Annotated in this window: 17 protein-coding genes; 8 read left to right on the plus strand and 9 right to left on the minus strand. The window is 67.7% G+C overall.

The window, feature by feature from the left end; genetic code table 11:
- Positions 1-45 precede the first annotated feature (45 nt).
- Both rpoD and ACF8NF_RS01210 read left to right on the plus strand, forming a co-directional pair.
- On the plus strand, positions 46-2,481 hold the full coding sequence (gene rpoD / locus ACF8NF_RS01205) for an RNA polymerase sigma factor RpoD (RefSeq protein WP_016447584.1): 2,436 nt from the start codon (positions 46-48) through the stop codon (positions 2,479-2,481).
- 150 nt (positions 2,482-2,631) lie between these two features.
- The gene (locus tag ACF8NF_RS01210; RefSeq protein ID WP_074920971.1) at positions 2,632-3,111 is read left to right on the plus strand and encodes a CYTH domain-containing protein; all 480 of its coding nucleotides are present in this window, start codon (positions 2,632-2,634) and stop codon (positions 3,109-3,111) included.
- A gap of 112 nt (positions 3,112-3,223) precedes the next feature.
- Here ACF8NF_RS01210 and ACF8NF_RS01215 read toward each other — a convergent pair whose 3' ends face one another.
- Both ACF8NF_RS01215 and ACF8NF_RS01220 read right to left on the minus strand, forming a co-directional pair.
- Entirely contained in the window at positions 3,224-3,730 is a 507-nt protein-coding gene (locus tag ACF8NF_RS01215; protein ID WP_016447586.1) for a GNAT family N-acetyltransferase, read from the minus strand.
- Between the two features lie 78 nt (positions 3,731-3,808).
- Entirely contained in the window at positions 3,809-5,317 is a 1,509-nt protein-coding gene (locus ACF8NF_RS01220; protein ID WP_016447587.1) for a PLP-dependent aminotransferase family protein, read from the minus strand.
- 165 nt (positions 5,318-5,482) lie between these two features.
- On the opposite strand from ACF8NF_RS01220, the gene gabT reads away from it, so the two are divergent.
- The 3 genes from gabT (at position 5,483) to ACF8NF_RS01235 (ending at position 9,382) form a co-directional block, all read left to right on the plus strand.
- Entirely contained in the window at positions 5,483-6,811 is a 1,329-nt protein-coding gene (gene gabT / locus ACF8NF_RS01225; RefSeq protein WP_392449943.1) for a 4-aminobutyrate--2-oxoglutarate transaminase, read from the plus strand.
- A gap of 30 nt (positions 6,812-6,841) precedes the next feature.
- Positions 6,842-8,299: an NAD-dependent succinate-semialdehyde dehydrogenase gene (locus ACF8NF_RS01230; RefSeq protein WP_392449944.1), complete on the plus strand. Its 1,458-nt coding sequence runs from the start codon at positions 6,842-6,844 to the stop codon at positions 8,297-8,299.
- Positions 8,300-8,404: 105 nt separating this feature from the next.
- Complete coding sequence (locus ACF8NF_RS01235; RefSeq protein WP_392449945.1) at positions 8,405-9,382, plus strand: ketopantoate reductase family protein; 978 nt, start codon at positions 8,405-8,407, stop codon at positions 9,380-9,382.
- Here ACF8NF_RS01235 and ACF8NF_RS01240 read toward each other — a convergent pair.
- The 6 genes from ACF8NF_RS01240 to ACF8NF_RS01265 form a co-directional block, all read right to left on the minus strand.
- Positions 9,370-11,550: a TonB-dependent receptor domain-containing protein gene (locus tag ACF8NF_RS01240; RefSeq protein WP_016451273.1), complete on the minus strand. Its 2,181-nt coding sequence runs from the start codon at positions 11,548-11,550 to the stop codon at positions 9,370-9,372. The genes ACF8NF_RS01235 and ACF8NF_RS01240 overlap by 13 nt on opposite strands.
- Positions 11,551-11,779: 229 nt before the next feature.
- A complete protein-coding gene (locus ACF8NF_RS01245) occupies positions 11,780-13,165 on the minus strand; it encodes a sulfite reductase subunit alpha (RefSeq protein WP_392449946.1) in 1,386 nt (461 codons plus the stop codon).
- Positions 13,166-13,210: 45 nt separating this feature from the next.
- The gene (locus tag ACF8NF_RS01250) at positions 13,211-14,287 is read right to left on the minus strand and encodes an FAD:protein FMN transferase (protein WP_046985641.1); all 1,077 of its coding nucleotides are present in this window, start codon (positions 14,285-14,287) and stop codon (positions 13,211-13,213) included.
- A gap of 47 nt (positions 14,288-14,334) precedes the next feature.
- Positions 14,335-15,153 carry a DUF4198 domain-containing protein gene (locus ACF8NF_RS01255; RefSeq protein ID WP_392449947.1) on the minus strand — a complete coding sequence of 273 codons (819 nt, stop codon included), beginning with the start codon at positions 15,151-15,153 and terminating at the stop codon, positions 14,335-14,337.
- A gap of 186 nt (positions 15,154-15,339) precedes the next feature.
- The gene (locus ACF8NF_RS01260; protein ID WP_016447595.1) at positions 15,340-15,867 is read right to left on the minus strand and encodes a DUF2271 domain-containing protein; all 528 of its coding nucleotides are present in this window, start codon (positions 15,865-15,867) and stop codon (positions 15,340-15,342) included.
- Between the two features lie 20 nt (positions 15,868-15,887).
- Positions 15,888-16,526 carry a PepSY-associated TM helix domain-containing protein gene (locus tag ACF8NF_RS01265; RefSeq protein ID WP_026062185.1) on the minus strand — a complete coding sequence of 213 codons (639 nt, stop codon included), beginning with the start codon at positions 16,524-16,526 and terminating at the stop codon, positions 15,888-15,890.
- A 372-nt stretch (positions 16,527-16,898) separates the two neighbouring features.
- On the opposite strand from ACF8NF_RS01265, the gene ACF8NF_RS01270 reads away from it, so the two are divergent.
- From ACF8NF_RS01270 to ACF8NF_RS01280, 3 genes are all read left to right on the plus strand, one after another.
- Entirely contained in the window at positions 16,899-17,975 is a 1,077-nt protein-coding gene (locus ACF8NF_RS01270) for a Bug family tripartite tricarboxylate transporter substrate binding protein (RefSeq protein ID WP_392449948.1), read from the plus strand.
- Between the two features lie 220 nt (positions 17,976-18,195).
- A complete protein-coding gene (locus tag ACF8NF_RS01275) occupies positions 18,196-18,501 on the plus strand; it encodes a helix-turn-helix domain-containing protein (RefSeq protein WP_012206858.1) in 306 nt (101 codons plus the stop codon).
- A gap of 79 nt (positions 18,502-18,580) precedes the next feature.
- The gene (locus tag ACF8NF_RS01280; RefSeq protein WP_012206859.1) at positions 18,581-18,934 is read left to right on the plus strand and encodes an FKBP-type peptidyl-prolyl cis-trans isomerase; all 354 of its coding nucleotides are present in this window, start codon (positions 18,581-18,583) and stop codon (positions 18,932-18,934) included.
- Between the two features lie 133 nt (positions 18,935-19,067).
- Here ACF8NF_RS01280 and ACF8NF_RS01285 read toward each other — a convergent pair whose 3' ends face one another.
- Positions 19,068-19,583, minus strand: a complete 516-nt coding sequence (locus ACF8NF_RS01285) for a hypothetical protein (RefSeq protein ID WP_016451268.1) — start codon at positions 19,581-19,583, stop codon at positions 19,068-19,070.
- Positions 19,584-19,683: the final 100 nt, after the last annotated feature.

The raw sequence follows: 19,683 nt of genomic DNA on the forward strand, positions 1-19,683 counted from the left end.
TTGAGTTTCCCTTTGTGTGTGTTCGCTCCCGACCGTGAGGTGCTCATGCCCGTTTCAAAGTCCGTGAAGTCCAAGCAGGCCCCCGAAGCTCCAGCGAAGCCCAAGACTTCGACAACCTCTTCAGCCCCGGCCGTCAAGGCCGGTGCCGGCAAAGCCGCTGCAGGACCGAAGAGCGCCGCATCTGCGGCCAAAGCAAAGAAAGATACCGACGTGGTAACCAAGTCCCAAGCCGAACTCAAAGCCATGGCCGACGAACTGCTCGCCGCCGCGACGCCCAAGCGTGGCCGCAAGAAGGCAGCCGAAGGCGACGACGCCCCCGCCCAGACAGAAAAGAAGCCTGCTGCCGCCAAGAAGGCGCCGGCCAAGGCCGCCACCTCCACCGCTGCAGCCAAGACTCCCGCCAAGCGCGGCCGCAAGCCCAAGGCCAAGGAAGCGGGCGACGACATGGACGACGCCGACCTGTCGGACATCGATGGCGACATCGATGGCGAAGTGGAAGGCGAAGTCGAGACCGAAGTGGAAGTCGAGGTCGAGGCCTCCTCGGCCCCGGCTGAAAAGGTCAAGCCCCTGCGCATGAAGATCAGCAAGGCCAAGGAACGGGCCTTGATGAAGGAATTCGGCCTGGACGAAACCGTCCTGACCGAAGAGGAAATGTCCACCCGCCGCCAGCGCCTGAAGGCGCTGATCAAGCTGGGCAAGACGCGCGGCTACCTGACGCACAGCGAAATCAACGACCACCTGCCCGACAAGCTGGTCGATGCCGAGACGCTGGAAGTCGTGATCTCCATGCTCAACGACATGGGCGTGGCCGTCTACGAGCAGACCCCCGACGCGGAAACCCTGCTGCTGAACAACACGGGCCAATCCGCCACCACCGAAGAGGAAGCCGAGGAAGAGGCCGAAGCCGCCCTGTCCACGGTGGACTCCGAATTCGGCCGCACCACCGACCCCGTGCGCATGTACATGCGCGAAATGGGCACGGTGGAGCTGCTGACGCGCGAAGGCGAGATCGAAATCGCCAAGCGCATCGAAGGCGGCCTGATGGACATGATGGAGGCCATCTCGGCCTCGCCCGCCACCATCGCAGAAATCCTGGCCATGTCCGAGGAAATCCGCGAAGGCAAGGTCGTCATCTCCACCATCGTCGACGGTTTCGTCAACGCCAATGAGAACGACGACTACGTGGCCGAAGAAGACTTCGACGAATACGACGAAGAGGACGACGACGACGGCAAGGGCGGCTCCAAGGCACTGACCAAGAAGCTCGAAGAACTCAAGAACGAGGCGCTGCGCCGCTTCGACGCCATGCGCGAGAACTTCGACAAGATGCACAAGGTGTACGACAAGGAAGGCTACGGCACGCCCACGTACATCAAGGTGCAGAAGGCCCTGACCGAAGAGCTGATGACCATCCGCTTCACAGCCAAGACCATCGAGAAGCTGTGCGACCTCGTGCGTGCCCAGGTCGATGACGTGCGCAAGAAGGAACGCGAGCTGCGCAAGATCATCGTGGACAAGTGCGGCATGCCGCAGGAAACCTTCATCGCCCAGTTCCCGCCCAACCTGCTGAACCTGCAGTGGGTGGTGGAGCAGGTCGCGGCGGGCAAGCCCTGGAGCAGCGTGCTGGAGCGCAATGTCCCGCCCGTGCAGGAACTGCAGCAGAACCTGATCGACCTGCAATCGCGCGTGGTCGTGCCGCTGGACGAGCTCAAGCGCATCAACAAGCGCATGAACGACGGCGAGCGCGCCAGCCGTGACGCCAAGAAGGAGATGATCGAGGCCAACCTGCGCCTGGTGATCTCCATCGCCAAGAAGTACACGAACCGCGGCCTGCAGTTCCTGGACCTGATCCAGGAAGGCAACATCGGCCTGATGAAGGCCGTGGACAAGTTCGAATACCGTCGCGGCTACAAGTTCTCGACCTATGCCACGTGGTGGATCCGCCAGGCCATCACGCGCTCGATCGCCGACCAGGCGCGCACCATCCGCATCCCGGTGCACATGATCGAGACCATCAACAAGATGAACCGCATCTCGCGCCAGCATCTGCAGGAGTTCGGCTTCGAGCCCGATGCGTCCATCCTGGCGGCCAAGATGGAGATCCCGGAAGACAAGATCCGCAAGATCATGAAGATCGCCAAGGAGCCGATCTCCATGGAAACGCCGATCGGCGACGACGACGATTCGCACCTGGGCGACTTCATCGAGGACACCAACAACACCGCTCCCGTGGACGCCGCCATGCAGGCCGGCCTGCGCGACGTGGTCAAGGACATCCTCGACGGCCTCACCCCGCGCGAAGCCAAGGTGCTGCGCATGCGCTTCGGCATCGAAATGTCCACTGACCACACGCTGGAAGAAGTGGGCAAGCAGTTCGACGTCACGCGCGAACGCATCCGCCAGATCGAGGCCAAGGCCCTGCGCAAGCTCAAGCACCCGAGCCGCTCGGACAAGCTGCGCAGCTTCATCGACTCGCTTTAAGGCGCTGTGGATGCCGCCCCCCGGGCCGGCAACCGCCCCCCTGGAAAGCCCCGCACTCCCCTGCGGGGCTTTTTGTTTGTGGCCGGCCATCTGCCGGGCAGGGCGACGGTGGCGCGATAGACTGCCGCCTTTGTCTGCAAGGGCATCAGCATGGCTATCGAAATCGAACGCAAGTACCTTGTGGCCGACCCCGGCGTCGTGACCGGCCTGACCGGCGTGCGCATGGCGCAGGGATACATCGCCGACAACGGCATGTGGGTGCGGGTGCGCATCGCCGGGGACGCCGGATTTCTCACGCTCAAGGGGCCGGCACGCGGCATGAGCCGCGCCGAATTCGAATACCGGATTCCGCTGGCCGACGCCGAGACGCTGCTGGCCCAGCACTGCGCGCATGGCGCACTCGAAAAGGTGCGCTACATCGTGACGGTGGACGGCTTCGACTTCGAGGTCGATGTATTCGAAGGCCCGCTGGCCGGGCTGGTCACGGCCGAGATCGAACTGGCCAGCGAGGATATCCAGCCGCCCTCGCCCGCCTGGCTGGGAGCGGAGGTCACCGCTGATCTTCGCTACAGCAACGCGCAACTGGCCAAGACCCGGCAGGTGCCTTCACCGGCCGTGCTGCCGGGCTGATGCAGGACGGCCTTGTGGACGCCCCGGGGCTACGGGGGGCTACAGGGGGCCACCAGGGGGCGACAGAGGCCGCAGGGACTGACTGCCGGAACTTCCTGCGCTGTGCAGCGGCTCAGCCGCCGGCCCGGTCCAGGGCCATCGTCTGCACGCGCAGTTCGCAGCCCTCGCGCAGCGGCTGCAGCCCGCCCACAGGCCGGAAGCCGTTCGCCAGGTACAGGCGCATGGCGGGAGAGTCGGCATCGGTCACACCCAGCCGCACACGCTGCATGCCCTTGTGCCAGGCCCAGGCGACGGCCTGGGCCAGCAGGGCCTGGCCCGCACCCCGGCCACGCACGGCGGGATCGACCCACATCTGGAAGAGATCGGCCACGCCGGGCTCGGGGGCACACAGCTTGCACCAGAGCAGGCCGCAGGCCTGGCCGCCGTTGACGGCGAAGAGCACCCTGTCCCTGCCGCCGGCAACGGCGGCCTGCAGCCGCGCAGCCCAGTCCGCGTCAACCCTTGCGGCCTCCGACTCCCAGGTGCTGCCGAAGGCGTCGGGTGCATCGCGCAGGGCACGCAGGCGGATATCCCGGTACTGCGGCCATTCATGGGGTTCAACGGGGCGGATGGAGATCATGGTGCGTCCTTAGGCAGACAAAAAAGGGTTGGCGTCGGGAGCCAAGGCGGCGCCCGGCCGGATGGTCCGGCCCGGGCCTCAGCGCCGGCCATGCCGGGCTCCGAGCACTGCCAGCATGCGGAAGAAGGCTGCGCCTATCTCTTCCTCGGAAACGCAGGCGTACCCCAGCAGCAGGCCACGCCGCCGGTGCGGACCCGCGTAGTAGCGCGACAGCGGCTTGACGAAGATGCCGGCCTGCCGGAGGTCCTCGGCGAGCACGACATCATCGTCCTGCCCGGGCAGCTGCATCACGAAATGCAGCCCCGCGCCGCTGTCCACCCAGGGCAGGTGGTCGGCGCCCAGATAGCGCTCGATCAAGGCCATCAGCATGCGGCGGCGCTTGCCGTAGAGCAGGCGCATCTTGCGGATGTGGGCGGCGTAGTGGCCTTCCACGATCAGTTCGGCGATGACCTGCTGCGGCAGCTGGTGACCCTCTCGGTACAGCTCGGAATGGATGCGGCGCAGCGGCTCGGCCAGGGTCGGGGGCAGCACCATGTAGCCCATGCGCAGTCCCGGGTAGAGGGTCTTGCTGAAGGTGCCTATGTAGATGACGGGCGCGTCCTCCTCCATGCCCTGCATGCTGGGCACAGGGCTGCCGGAGAACCGGAATTCGCTGTCGTAGTCGTCCTCGACGATCCAGGCCCCCACCCGGCGCGCGTAGGCGATCAGCGCGCGGCGCCGCGCCATGCTCATGACGGCGCCCAGCGGGTACTGGTGCGAGGGAGTGACGAAGATCAGCCGCGGCACGGGCAGGCCGTCCGGCAGATGCATGCCCTCCTCGTCCACTGGCACGCTGTGCAGGCTCAGCCCGTGCTGCATGCGCAACACGTTGGCGATGCCCCAGTAGCCCGGCTCCTCCATCCAGACGCAGTCGCCAGGGTCGGCAAGGCTGCGCACCACCAGGTCGATGGCCTGGTGCACGCCTTCTGTGATCAGCACCTGGTCGGCTGCGCAGTTCACCGAGCGCGCCACGCGCAGGTGCTCGGCCAGCGCCTGCTTGAGCGCCTCCACGCCGCCGCGCGTGCCATAGGTGAGCAGCTGCGGCCCGGCGTGTCGCAGCAGGCGGTTGTGGATGCGCGCGTAGGCGGCGCGCGGGAACTGCGTCACGTCGGGCACGCCAGGCATGAAGGCGCCCCATTGCTGCTCCGAAGCCTGGGCGGTTTTCAGCAAGGCCTGTGCCTGCACGGACAGGCCGCCGCCAGGCGCAGGCGCTGCGGCGGCAGCGCGGCGGGCGGGTGCACGTCCGCCGCTCAGCAGCATGGCCGCAGGCAGGGTGTCGACCACCTGCGTGCCACGCCCGACCTGGCTGCGCACATAGCCCTCCACCTGCAGCTGCTCATAGGCATGGTTGACGGTGTTGCGCGACACATCCAGCTCGCGGGCCAGGTCGCGCGAGGCCGGCAGGCGGCTGCCCGGCAACAGGGCCCCGCTGTCCACGGCCTGGCGCAGCGCCAGGTACAGGGCCCGGTTCAGGCGGACGCGGTCCCCGCCCAGCCCGCGCCAGTCCATCTGGAGGATGAGGTCCGCGCACACGGAGGGTTTTGCCATGTCTGCCTTGCCTGCGTTGCCTGCGTTGCCTGCGTTGCCTGCCTTGTGGAAGCGATGGTGGCGAACTCGATTGGCACCATCATCTTTTCAAAAGATGGCTCCATTCATGGAACCAATCGCCACTATAACCGTAAGCATTGCAGCCACCTCAACGGAGACCTTCCCATGTCCAGCGCCGCCACCAACGACACCACCAGAGCCTCGTCCGTCAACCAGCAACTCCAGAGCCGGCGCACCGCCGCCATGCCGCGCGGCGTGGGCGTGATGTGCGGCTTCCATGCCGTGCAGGCCGACAACGCCTTGCTGACCGATGCCGAGGGCCGCCAGTACATCGACTTCGCGGCCGGCATTGCCGTGCTCAACACGGGCCACCGCCATCCGCGCGTGGTGCAGGCCGTGCAGCGCCAGCTGGAGTGCTTCACGCACACGGCCTTCCAGATCGTTCCCTATGAAAGCGCCATTGCACTGGCTGAGCGCATCAATGCACTGGCGCCCATCGACGGCCCGGCCAAGACCGCCTTCTTCACCACGGGCGCCGAGGCGGTGGAAAACGCCGTCAAGATCGCCCGCCATGCCACGGGCCGCTCGGCCGTGATCGCCTTCCAGGGCGCCTTCCACGGCCGCACCCAGCTGGGCATGGCGCTGACGGGCAAGGTGGCGCCCTACAAGCAGGGCTTCGGCCCCATGCCGGGCGAAGTCTTCCACGCGCCCTTCCCCAGCGATGTGCAGGGCATCAGCGTGCAGCAGTCGCTGGACGCCATTGCCATGCTGCTCAAGACCTCGGTGGACCCGCAGCGCGTGGCAGCCATCATCGTGGAGCCCGTACAGGGCGAAGGCGGCTTCAACCCCGTGCCTGCCGCGCTGTTCACGGGCCTGCGCCAGCTGTGCAACCAGCACGGCATGCTGCTGATCGCCGACGAGGTGCAGACCGGCTTTGCACGCACGGGCAAGCTGTTTGCCATGGAGCACTACAGCGTGCGGCCCGACCTGATCACCATGGCCAAGAGCCTGGGCGGCGGTCTGCCGATCTCGGGCGTGGTCGGCCGCGCGGCCATCATGGACGCCCCCCATCCCGGCGGGCTGGGCGGCACCTATGCCGCCAACCCGCTGGCCGTGGCCTCTGCCCATGCCGTGCTCGACGTGATCGATGAAGAACGGCTGTGCGAGCGCGCCCACGCACTGGGCAACCAGCTGCGCGCGCGCCTGCAAGCCCTGCAGGCGCAGGATGCCGGCATCGCCGAAGTGCGCGGCCTGGGCTCGATGCTGGCCGTGGAATTCCACATTCCCGGCAGCGGCGAGCCCGACGCGCAGCGCGTGGCCGCCATCGTCCAGCGTGCGCAGCAGCAAGGCCTGCTGCTGCTGACCTGCGGTCTGTACGGCAACGCCATCCGCTTTCTCTATCCGCTGACGATTCCACAGCCGCTGTTCGCCAGGGCCCTGGACATCATCGACAGCGCCATCACACAGAGCGCGTCCCAGCCAGTCGCCGCCTGAATCCCCATCCCAGCCACACCCTGCTGCACCATGAGTCTTTCACTGCAACGCCCCGATCTGTTCCGCCAGGCCTGCCTGCTTGCCCAGGGCTGGCACCCCGTGGGCTCCGGCCCCGCCATCGATGTCTTCAATCCCGCCACCCGCGAACGCCTGGGCCAGGTACCCGCCCTGCAGGCCGGCGAGGCCGAGGCCGCCATTGCCGCCGCGCAGCGCGCCCTGCCCGCCTGGGCCGCGCTGACGGGCAAGCAGCGCGCCGGTATCCTGCGCCGCTGGTTCGACCTGATGCTGGCGCACCAGGACGATCTGGCGCGGCTGATGACGCTGGAGCAGGGCAAGCCCCTGGCCGAGGCGCGCGGCGAGATCGCCTATGCGGCCTCCTTCATCGAATGGTTTGCCGAGGAAGGCAAGCGCGTGGACGGCGAGCTGCTGCAGTCGCCCAACGCAGGCCAGCAGCTGCTCACGCTGCGCGAGCCCATTGGCGTGTGCGCCGCCATCACGCCCTGGAATTTCCCGGCCGCCATGATCACGCGCAAGGCCGGCCCGGCGCTGGCCGCCGGCTGCACCATGCTGGTCAAGCCGGCCGAAAGCACGCCCTTCACGGCCCTGGCCCTGGCCGTGCTGGCCGAGGAGGCCGGCATTCCCGCCGGCGTCTTCCAGGTGCTGACCGGCCATCCGCAGGACATCGGCCAGGCGCTGACGCAAAGCCCCGTGGTGCGCAAGCTCAGCTTCACGGGCTCCACGGCCACCGGGCGGCTGCTGATGCGCCAGTGCAGCGACACGGTCAAGAAGCTGTCGCTGGAGCTGGGCGGCAATGCACCGTTGATCGTGTTTGACGATGCCGACATCGACCAGGCCGTGGCCGGCATCGTGGCCTCCAAGTTCCGCAACGCCGGCCAGACCTGCGTGTGCGCCAACCGCATCTATGTGCAGGACGGCATCCACGACGAACTGGCCCGCCGCCTGGCCCGTGCCATGGCGGGCTTCAAGGTCGGCAATGGGCTGGAGCCCGGCGTGACCCATGGCCCGCTGATCAACGAGGCGGCCGTGCAGAAGGTGGAAAGCCATGTGGCCGATGCGCTGTCCAAGGGCGCGCGCCTGCTGGCGGGCGGCAGGCGCCCGGTGCCGGGCCAGCTGTTCTTCGAGCCCACGCTGCTGGCCGATGTGAACGACAGCATGCAAGTCTGCGAGGAAGAGACCTTCGGCCCGCTGGCGCCGCTGTTCCGCTTCCATGACGAGGACGAAGTGGTGCGCCGCGCCAACGACACCATCTACGGCCTGGCCGCCTATCTGTTCACCAACGACAACCGCCGCATCTGGCGCGTGTCGCGCGCGCTGGAGTACGGCATGGTGGGCATCAACACCGGCCTGATCTCCAACGAGGTCGCGCCCTTCGGCGGCGTCAAGCAGTCCGGCCTGGGCCGCGAGGGCTCGCGCCACGGCATCGAGGAATACCTGGAGACCAAGTACCTGTGCCTGCAGACGGCATGAGGGTTGCCTGACGTCCGCAATGGCACCCGGCAGGGAAGACGGCATGGGCCTTCGACGGCAGCCTGGCTAGACTGGGCGCCATCAAAGGCCCATCCGATCTGCACCATGGACGCTTCTTCCGCCCGCCTCCCCTCTCCTTCCGAACCGCTGCGCATCGCCGTCATGGGCGCAGGCGCCGTGGGCTGCTATTTCGGCGCACTGCTGGCGCGCGCCGGCCACCAGGTCACGCTGATCGGCCGCCCCGCCCATGTGCAGGCCGTGCAGCAGCATGGCCTGCGGCTGGAGACGGCGGCGCTGGACATCCAGGTGCCCATGCAGGCATCGACCGAGGCCAGCGCCGTGCGCGAGGCCGATGTGGTGATGTTCTGCGTCAAGTCCACGGCCACCGAGGAAGCGGCCCGCGAGATGCAGCCGCACCTGGCGCCGGGCACCCTGGTGCTGACCATGCAAAACGGCGTGGACAACGACGAGCGCGTGCGCGCCGTGCTGGGCCCGTCCGTGGCCGTGGCGGCCGCCGTGGTCTACGTGGCCACGGCCATGGCCGGCCCCGGTCATGTGCGCCATTTCGGCCGCGGCGAGCTGGTCATTGCGCCGTCTGCACTCAGTGAACAGGTGGCCCTGCAGTTTGGCAAGGCAGGCATTGCCGTGCAGGTATCGCCCGACGTGCGCGGCGCGCTGTGGGCCAAGCTGGTGATCAACTGCGCCTACAACGCGCTGTCGGCGCTGTGCCAGCTGCCCTACGGCCCGCTGGTGCAGTCGCCCGGCGTGACGGACGTGGTGGACGACGTGGTGGCCGAATGCCTGGCCGTGGCCAGGGCCGACGGCGTGGCGCTGCCCGGCGACGTGCCCGCTGCCGTGCGCGGCCTGCCGGCCACCATGCCGGGCCAGTTTTCGTCCACCGCCCAGGACCTGGCGCTGGGCAAGCCCAGCGAAATCGATCACCTCAACGGCTACGTGGTGCGGCGCGGCGAGGCCCTGGGCGTGCCCGTGCCGCTGAACCGCACGCTGCAGGTGCTGGTCAGGCTGGCCCCTTCACGCGTGCAGGCCAGCCAGGCGCCCCTGAACCCGCCTCAGAACTCGTAGTTGGCAGACACCCATAGGCGGCGGCCTTCCTGGTTGTTCGCGTAGCGGTTGCCAAAGATCACGGTGCCCTGGACCTGGCCCGGTACGTTGTAGGGCTGGTAGTCCACGAAATCCTTGTTGAACAGGTTGTAGATGGCCGCGTTGATGGTGAACTGCTTGCTCACGCGGTAGCTGCCGCCCAGGTGGAACTGGGTATAGGCCTTGTAGTTGCCCAGCGCGGCCTTGGCGGCCTGGGAGCTGGCGCTGGTGCCGGGGTCACGGTAGCGCTCGCTGCGGTATTCGGCGCGCAGCCACAGGTTCCACTGGGCACCCGGCTCCCAGTTCAGGCGGGCGTTGAGCGCGTGCCTGGGTGTGTCGCTCAGCGGGTTGCCACGGTTGGGGCCGCTCTTTTGCTCGCTCTTGGTGAAGGTGTAGTTGGCGCTGGCGTTCCAGCCGCGCGCCAGCGGCATGCGCGCACTCAGCTCCAGGCCGCGCGTGACGGCCTCGTCCACGTTGATGGACTGGCCGAAGGCATCCACCAGCGGCCAGTCGCCGAAGCTCACGCAGCCGGGGCGGTTGGGCGCTGCCGCAAAGTCGCAGTTGATCAGGCCCGGGCCGCTGGTGATCTTGTCCTTGAACTCGTTGTTGAACACCGTGGCGCTGCCCGCAAAGCCCGTGGGGCTGTCGAAATAGACGCCCAGTTCGGTGGTGCGGCTGGTTTCGGGCTTGAGGTTGGGGCTGCCCACCAGCGGCAGGCGGCCCTGCTGGCCGAAGCCGTTGATGCCGGGCGCCAGCTGCTCCACGCGCGGCGTCTTGTAGCCGTTGCTGACGCCGCCCTTCACGGTCCACTGCGGCGCGGCATTCCACACGCCGTAGATACGCGGGCTGAGCTTGCCGCCGAAGAGGCTGTGGCGGTCATAGCGCGCGCCCATGGTGAGCTTGAAGGCGTCGGTAAGGCTCCATTCGTCCTCGGCAAACAGGGCCTTCTGCGTGAAGGCGAACTTGTTCGGCGCCACGCCGTCCTTCATCTCGGCATCCCACCACTGGCCGCCCAGCGTGGTCAGGTGGGCACCCCAGGGCAGGACCAGCTTGCTGTCCAGCACCTTGCTTTCCACCTCCAGCGTGCGCGCGGCACCTGGCGTCGCGCCCGGGGTTCCCCGGGGAATGGTCCGGCCGATGGTCTCGGTCCGGTTGACCATGAAGCTGGTGTCCCAGGTTCCGAAGCCGTAGCGACCGGTATGGGCCAGCGTGAGCTGGTCACGGTTGTATTTCTGCTCGGGGCTGTAGCCTCCCGTGCCCAGCGTGCCCAACTGGCCCTGCGAGTTGTCATAGGTCTGGCGGCCCGAGTCCAGGTCCAGCGTGATGTCGTGGTACCTGTTGGGCGTGAGCGCCAGGCGCAGGCCCAGGTTGTTGATCTCGGACTTGACGGGGTTGCCGCCCATGATGGGAACGGCTGGCTGGCCGTTGGCGCCCGCATAGGTGATGTCCGAAGCGGCCCGGCGCTGGGTGCTGCCGCGGATCGACAGGCCCAGCAGGTCCTCCTTGATGGGGCCGCTCAGGTAGAACTTGCCGGACTTGATATCACCGAACTCCGACTCTTGCTGCAGCGTGTAGTCGGCGCTGACGCTGCCCGTCCAGGTCTTGCCGACCTTGCGCGTGATGATGTTGATCACGCCGCCCATGGCGTCGGAGCCGTAGAGCGTGGACATGGGGCCGCGGATGACCTCGATGCGCTCGATGGCGCCGATGGGCGGCATGAAGCTGGTCTGCGTCTCGCCAAAGCCGTTGGGCGTGACATTGCCGGCCGAATTCTGGCGACGCCCGTCGATCAGCACCAGCGTGTAGTCGCTGGGCATGCCGCGGATGCTGATGTTCAGGCCGCCGGTCTTGCCCGCGGGGGCGCCTACGTCGATGCCTTCCACGCTCTCCAGCGCGTCGGTCAGGCTGCCGAAGCGGCCCTTGGCCAGTTCCTCGCGCGGGATGACGGTGATGGAGGCCGGCGCCTCCTTGATGTCCTGCTCGAAGCCCGAGGCAGAGACCACGACTTCGCGCAACTCGGTGGCGGCAGCCGCATTGCTTTGCGATGGGGTCTGTGCCGATGCGGCACCCGAAGCACAGATGGCGGCCACCAGGAGGGCCAGAGGGGAAGGACGCGACGGAAGAACGCCGCGCAGATCGCGATACGACATGCAAACACTCCAGAAACGGAAAACGGGCTGTGAGGCCCGTGCAACTCGCTTTGAAATCTTTGGTTATGCGATGGGATGGGGATATGTAACGAAATTATATGAACATTGAGAATCATTTCCATTCTCATGATCACAATAGGATTTATCTGTCGCACGGATGCTACGTTCCTAGGAGCAGAAAGCGCTGACCGCACCAATGCTTGCGCTGGCGCAAGCTGCTCGCACCACCTCAATACACATCACGCCGGTAGCGGCCGCTGCGCACCAGCTGGTCCATTTGCGCCTCACCCAGCACGGCGTGCAGCGCCTGGTCCACGCCCTGGGCCATACCCTGCAGGCTGCCGCACACGTAGATGGCTGCGCCCTGCGCCACCCATTGGCGCAGCACATCGCCGGACTGCGCCAGCAGGTCCTGCACATAGGCACGCGGCGCGCCTTCGCTGCGATCGCGCGAGAAAGCCAGGTCCAGGCGCTGCAGCACGCCGCCCTCGCACCAGGCCTGAAGCTCGTCGCCATAGAGCCGGTCATGCGCGGCATTGCGCTCGCCGAACAGCAGCCAGTTGGGCCCCAGGCCTGCTGCGGCACGCGCACGCAGGTGGCTGCGCAGGCCGGCCAGACCCGTGCCGTTGCCGATCAGCACCAGCGGGCGCTGCAGGTTGTCTTCCAGCCGGAAATTGCGGTGCGCACGCAGCCTCAGGGTGATGGCTGCCCCCAGGGGCGCGCCCTGCGTGAGCCAGCCCGAGGCCAGGCCCGGCGAGCCGTCCTCGCGCCGCGCCTGACGCACCAGCAGGTGCACGCAGCCGTCCTGGGCGATGGAGGCGATGGAGTACTCGCGCGGATGCCGCGGGTCCGCAGGAATGCAGACCTGCGCCAGGTCGCCGGACTCCCACAGCGCGGCCTCCGTTGCAGGAGGCTGCAGCTCGATGTGGAACACCGGCTCGCCTGCGCTGCCCGGGTTCATGTGCCGGCGCGCGGCCAGCGTCCATTCGCTGAAGACCGGCTGCTCCCACGCAGGCATGTCGCCCAGGCTGCTGATCTGGGTCAGCTGGTGCTGCCAGGCAGTCAGCGCCTGGGGCGCGCCGTTGTCCATTTCGATGCGCTCGAACCAGGGGCTGGCGCCTGCGGCGCGCAGCCAGCTGTCCAGCGCGCGGCCAAAGCCGCAGAACTGCGCGTACTGCCGGTCGCCCAGCGCCAGCAGGCCGTACTGCAGATGGGACAGGTCCTGCGCCTGCGCCATGGAGTGCGCCAGGAACAGGGCTGCGTTGTCGGGCGGATCGCCCTCGCCATAGGTGCTGGCGATGAACAGCGCCCTTTGGGTCTGCGCCAGCAGCTTCACATCAACGCCATCGAGGGCGCACAGATGCACGCTCTCACCGGCCGTATGCAGCAGCCGCGCAGTCTCGCGTGCCAGCTCCTCTGCCTGGCCCGTCTGGCTGGCATAGGCCACAAGCAGGGGGAGCGCGCCCTCGCGCGCCGAGGCCAGCGCCGCGGCTTCGTGCTGCGCCCGCGCGCGCCGGCGGCGCTCGCGCCACCAGATGGCGGCGCACATGGCCACATACAGCAGTACCAGGACAGCGGCTGCGAGTATGCGCAGCCAGGATTCGGACAGGGACATGGCGTGACCGGAAAATCTACACGGCGCAGAAAAGGTTAGGGGCGCTCACGGCGCCAGCGCGGCAAACGCCGTGGTCATCGCCATGGCAGGGCCCTGCGCCGTGCGCTCGCACAGCAGTGCGGCCACGCCGTGCTGCTCGGCAAAGTCCAGGCCCGCACGCGGCCCCAGCACGGTGAGCACGGTGGCCAGGGCGTCGGCCTGCATGCATTCGGCATGCAGCACGGTGACGCTGGTCAGGCCGTGCGCCACGGGCTCGCCGCTGCGCGGATCGATGGTGTGGGAGTAGCGGCGCCCGCCCTGCTCGAAGGCATGCCAGTGGTCGCCCGAGGTGGCGATGGCCATGTCGCGCAACGGCAGCGCCAGCGGCGTGGACTGGTCCGCCATGCTGGCCACGGCCACGCGCCAGGGCTGGTTGCCAGGGCGCTGACCGCAGGCCCGCAGCTCGCCGCCCACCTCGACGAGGAAATCGGTATGGCCCAGCGCCTGCAGGTGCTCGGTGACCAGGTCCACCGAATAGCCTTTGGCAATGCCGCTGAAGTCCACATGCACGGCGCCGGGCTGCAGCGCGCGCCGGCCCTTCAGGTCCAGCACGATGCGCTGGTAGCCCACGCGCTCGCGCACCCGCCGCAGTGCATCGGCATCGGGGATGCCGGCGCCCTGCGCCTTTTCCGCACGCGGGCCGAAGCCCCACAGATCAACCAGCGGCCCCACGGTGGGGTCCCAGGCGCCGCCGCTGGCCTGTGCCCAATCGAGTGCACAGGTCAGCACGGTGAAGAATTCGGGCGGCAGTGCATGCCAGCTGCCGGGCTCGGCGCGGTTGAAGCGCGAGATGTCGGAGCCGGCTTCCCAGTTGCTCATCTGGCGCACGACCAGGGCCAGCGCAGCCTCTATGGCCTGGCGCGCCTCATCGAGCGGGCGGAAATCCGGGTTGTGCAGGCGCACGCTCCAGGTCGTGCCCATGGCCTCGCCGGTGAGCGTTTGCAGCGCGGCGGGGTCTGCCCGCCGCACGGCCTGCGGCGCGTAGCCGGAGACGGCAAAGGACGCTGCGCCTGTGGGCACAGGCGCGGCAAGGCCCCGGCCTGCGCTGCCCTGCAACAGGGCGGGCGCGAAGCTCACGCGCACGGGCGCAGGCGCAGGCGCGGGCGGGGCCCCGGGTGGGGACGCAAGGCTCAGGGCAGCACCTCGAACGTGCCCACATAGGACAGGCGGCGCTCCTTGGCCTGGGGCAGCGAGGTCTTGTTGTCCTGGGCGTCGGCATCCACCCAGTACATGCCGGCGGTGGGCCAGGTCACGCTGAACTCGCCCTTGGCGTCGGTCGTGGCCTTGATCTCGCCCTTGTTGTCGCGGTAGCGCGTGGCGCCGGGCACCAGCACGACTTCCAGGTTGGCGGCGGGCTTGCCGTCCACATGGAAGGCGAAGGTGGCCTTCTCGCCCTTGACCAGGTCGTTGGGATGGGTCACGGGCACCAGCTCCAGCCCCTTGCCCGAAGGCTTGACGGCGCTGGGCTTGCCCACGGTCACGAAGGTCTCGATGCGGCCCAAGGACTGGGTCACCTTCAGGTCCTGCGCGTCGGCGGGCACATCGGCGGCGAACTTCTCGGGCGAGCCGCGCCAGCGGCGGTTCTGGCCCGTGGCCTTGTCCTTCCAGGAGGCAAACAGGCCGTCGTTGACGATGGCCAGGCGGTAGGTGCCGCTTTGCTGCAGGTCCAGATCGAACACGCTACGCAGCTTGCCGCGATGGGCATTCTGCGGCGCGACGGCCGAGCCGTCCGGCGCCGAGACAACGAGGTTGTCCAGGCCCAGCGGCACGTGGTTGAAGAAGAACAGGTCGTTGGAGACGGCGGCATCCACCGTGATCCATTCGGCCTTGGACAGCACCGTGGTCGAGGGCAGCAGCCACAGGTTGTGGGCCTGGGCGGCCTGGAAGGCGCCGCAGGCAATGGCGAGGCTGGCCGCCAGACGGATGGCAAAGCGGGTCTTGGACTTCATGAAGATTCTCCTTGGTTCGTGGATGGGGCTGGCACGTGGGTGCCCCGCAAGATGCGTGGCCCGCCCGCATGCAGGGCCCAGTTCAGGGATGCCGGGCAAGGGCCTGGCCGGCCGCGCCGCCCCGCAGCAATGGCGTCACCCGCCTCGTGAGGGGGAAGACGCGCAAGGCCTCAGGGGGTTTCAATTTCAAGGCTTGAGCTCGACGCTGATCTCGCCCAGCTCGCTGCTGCCCTTGGCGCTCAGTTGCTCGGCCTTGGCGGCAGGCCACTTGAAGGGCACGGTGACCACTTCGCGGCCGCCGACTTCGCGCGCGGCCTCGACCACGAGCTTGTACTCGCCGGGCGGCAGCTTGGCGAAGGGGTTGGCGCCTTCGGTGAAGCTCAGCTGGTGCTTGCCCACGGGACGCGTGGGGCTGGTCACGCCATCGATGGGCAGCGTCAGGTCGCGGCCCGTGCGGCGCCACCACTGGCGCATGTCCTTGAGCCACTTCGTGCCTTCGGCATTGCGCATCTTCACGTCGTACCAGACCGACAGCGTGGCGGCCACCGAGGCGTCGGCGCGCTCGATCCACACGGCCACATAGGGGCGGTGGTACTCGGCGACATCCAGGCGCGGGACCTCCACGCCCACGTTCAGGCCGGCGGCAAAGGCCGGGGCCGCGCCCAGGCAGGCGCCAAGCGCCATGGTGTAGCGCAGAGAGAAGTGCGGATTCATAGGCAAGGCTCTTTCGGTTCTCAGTGGATCAACAGGAGGGCCAGCAGCATGGGAATCACCAGCCCCATGCCGACCATGGGCCAGGTGAAGGGACGGTTGCCCGCGTGCATCTTCAGGATGAACAGCCCGGTGACGGTGAACACCAGGCAGGCTGCGGCAAAGATATCGATGAACCAGCTCCAGGCAGCGCCCGTGTTGCGGCCCTTGTGCAGGTCGTTCAGATAGGCGATCCAACCCCGGTCGGTGCGCTCGTATTCGGCCTCGCCATCGGCCAGTCCCACGCGCACCCAGGCATCGCCACCGGGGCGAGGCAGGGACACATACAGCTCGTCGGCCGTCCATTCGGCTTCGCGGCCCTCGGCTTCAAGCCCCCACTGGCCGCGCACCCAGTCCGCAAATGGCGCAGGCACGGGAGCACGGTCGCGCGACTGGCTGGCCTGCTGCCGGACCAGCTGCACGCGCAGCGCGTCCGGCAATGCCGCCTCGCCGCGCACGATGCGCGGCTTGGACTCGATCTGCCCCGCATGATTGAGCGTGAACCCCGTGACGGCGAACAGCAGCATGCCGATCAGGCACAGCGCAGAGCTGACCCAATGCCACTCGTGCAGTGTCTTGAGCCAGTAGGAACGGCGCCGAGGGTCCGGTTTGGGGGATGTCATCGCAACAGAGGCAGGCGGCAGCACCACGCGGCCACAACCATCACGGCGGCGGCCACGGGGAGCACAGGAAAGAAAAAGGCCGGGGGATTCTACCGCCCACGAATAAGAATTGATCGCATTTACACAAGCTTTACCGGCTTAATCGACATCTGTGTCACGGCGCTCCATCTCCGCTCCTTGCCCCCGGAGCGCGCATGCCCCCACGCATCCCGGGACAGCGATGCACCGTCGGTGGGCCCTCGCCTGAAGCATCTGGCACCCATGCCGCCAGACAGCCTGCGTTATGTCAACTAGCTGACGCACATGCTTACATAATCTGCTTTTCTGATTCATTTGCGCCCACAATGGCGCGCGAACCCGATTGGAGACTGCATGCGCCTTCCGAGCTTTTCGCAAACCACTGCCAACGCCGCCCCCTCCGGTGACGGCACGCGCCAGAACCGCCGCCAGCTGCTGGCACAGGGCGCAGCCCTGGCCATGCTGTGCTCCCCGCTGGCCCATGCCGCGCCGCCCGCTGCAACGCCTGCGGCCCACGCGCCGCGCGCTGCCGCCGGGGGCCAGCGCGTGGCCGCCAGCCTGCGCATCGTCATTCCGGCCAATGCCGGGGGCGGCTGGGACCAGACCGGCCGCGCACTGGGCGCGGCCCTGGTGGCATGCGGCGCGGCAGATCGCGTGGAGTATGAAAACCTGGGCGGCAAGGGCGGCACCATCGGCCTGGCACAGTTTGTCGAACGCCATGGCCAGGACCCCGATGCGCTGCTGATCGGCGGCATGGTCATGGTCGGCGCCGTGGCGCTGCAAAAGCCGGCCGTGAACATGTCGCACGTGCAGCCGATTGCCCGCCTGACCAGCGACTATCTGGTAGTGGCCGTGCCTGCCGACTCCCCCATCCGCAATGCCAAGGACCTGGTCGCCGCGCTGCGCAGCGATCTGGCCCACCAGTCGTTTGCGGGTGGCTCGGCCGGCGGCGTGGACCATATGTTTGCCGGCCTGCTCACGCGCGCCGCCAAGGCGGCGCCCGAGCAACTGGTCTACAAGCCCTTTCCGGGCGGCGCCCAGGTGGTGGAGGCCTTGCTCAAGGGCGATGCGCGCATGGGCGTGTCCGGCTACAGCGAGTTCAGCGAAGCCCTGGCCAGCGGCAGGCTGCGCGCCATTGGCGTGTCTTCGCGCCGCAGCCTGTTCGGCCTGCCCTCGTTCCGCGAACAGGGACTGGATGCCGACATGGCCAACTGGCGCGCCGTCTTCACGGGCAAGCAGGTCAGCGCCGCACGCGCCCAGGCCCTGCTGGGCGCCGTGGAGCTGGCGACCCAGCACGAAAGCTGGCAGCGCGCCCTGCGGCAGAACCGCTGGGAGCCTTCGTGGCAGGCAGGCCGCGATTTCAGCGGCTTTCTGGAGCTGGAGCACACCACGGCCAGCGTCATGACCTATCTGCTCAAACTCAAGAGCTGAGAAACCGAAGTCCAGCGGGCAGGTTGCGTGGCGGGCCTGCAACACTGGTTCGGAGATTCGCGTATTCCTCTAGCGAAGCGCATTGCCGCTGTGGGTTTTGAGCTACCAAACTTGTAGCAGAATGGATCCAGAGCTATAGTTCCCCGGGACTTGGCTCGGCGCGCGTCCCACCCGGATGCCCCCGCCGGCTCACACACACCATTGCGCAAGGAGAAGCGTCATGAGCTCCAAGGAAAACGCCGCCATCAACCAGCTGTTCGAGAAACTCGAATGCCGCTACGCGTTGCGCGTGCTGTGGGCTTTGCGTGACGGCCATCCTCAGACCTTTCGACTGCTGCAAGACAGCGTGGGCGGCATCACGCCCAACACGCTGAACACCCGCATCAAGGAACTGCGCGAATGCGGGCTGCTGGAGCATGGCTCCGACGGCTATACCGTGACGCTGGCCGGCCAGGACCTGCTCAAGCGCCTGTCCGATGTGCAGGCATTCGCCAACCGCTGGGTGGCCGCGCGCGCCAAGAAGTGATTCTTGCGGCCAGGCCCTTCGCCCTCTTGCCGCCGGACAGTCTTTTTCCCCCACCGTTTCTCTCTCAAGGAATACCACCATGGCTTTCACCACCACCGCATCCGGCCTGCAGTATGAAGACACCGTCGTGGGTGACGGCGCCGAGGCCCAGCGCGGCCGCAGCGTGACCGTGCACTACACGGGCTGGCTCTACAACAACGGCGTGCAAGGCGCGAAGTTCGACTCCAGCAAGGACCGCAACGATCCCTTCGTCTTCCCCCTGGGCGGCGGCATGGTGATCAAGGGCTGGGACGAAGGCGTGCAAGGCATGAAGGTGGGCGGCCAGCGCACCCTGATCATCCCGGCCGAACTGGGCTACGGCGCACGCGGCGCTGGCGGCGTGATCCCGCCCAACGCCACGCTGAAGTTCGATGTGGAGCTGCTGGCCGTCTGAGCCTGCACCCGCTGGCCCACGCAAGGGCAAGGCGCGAAGGCGCCTTGCCTTTTTTTCATTTGCGGACCGTCCCAAGAGCCCCCAGGAGCATCGGACCTTGCGCGGCAAGGACAGCGTGGGGGCGGCTTCTCGCTCAGGGGGCTTTGCCGAACAGCGCCTCGTGCAGCGGCACATAGCTGGCGGGACTGGCAGCCTCGCGCAGGCGCGGGGCCAGCGCCACGAGCTGGTCGTAGCCCATGGCCGCCTCGACGGCCAGGTTGAGCCGGAATCCCTTGAGCCCCATATTGGCCGTGATGGCCACCGCCAGCGGATAGGCGTTGCGGTAGCGCACGGCCAGCGAAGGCTCGGATGGCGCAGACGCATCGCCGGCAGGCTGGGCCGGCGATGCGGCGGCAGCAGTGACGGCAGGCGCCGCAACGGCCACCACGCCCAGCCGGGGTTCGGCTGCATCGCGGGGCGCCAGCCATTCGCGCTCCACCAGCGCCAGGATTTCGTCCTGGGTCACGCCCATGCCGGCAACGGCCTGCAGCACCTGCGCCACGCTGCGTTGGCCGTCAAACAGCAAAAAGGCCGAGCGCAGCCGGGGAGAGAGATCGGCATGGCGTTCCTTGAATGCCTGTTGGCCGGCGGACGTTTTCACAAGATGCATGGCGGACGCAATTTTCTGCAGGGGATCGGATCGGACACGGCTCGCAGCGTGTCATGAGCCTCCGGCTCCCAAAAGCGGGTTTTCCAGCACGCGCGGGCTT

It is taken from the genome of Delftia sp. WSY_22 (genome assembly GCF_043104185.1).
Classification (GTDB): domain Bacteria; phylum Pseudomonadota; class Gammaproteobacteria; order Burkholderiales; family Burkholderiaceae_C; genus Comamonas; species Comamonas tsuruhatensis.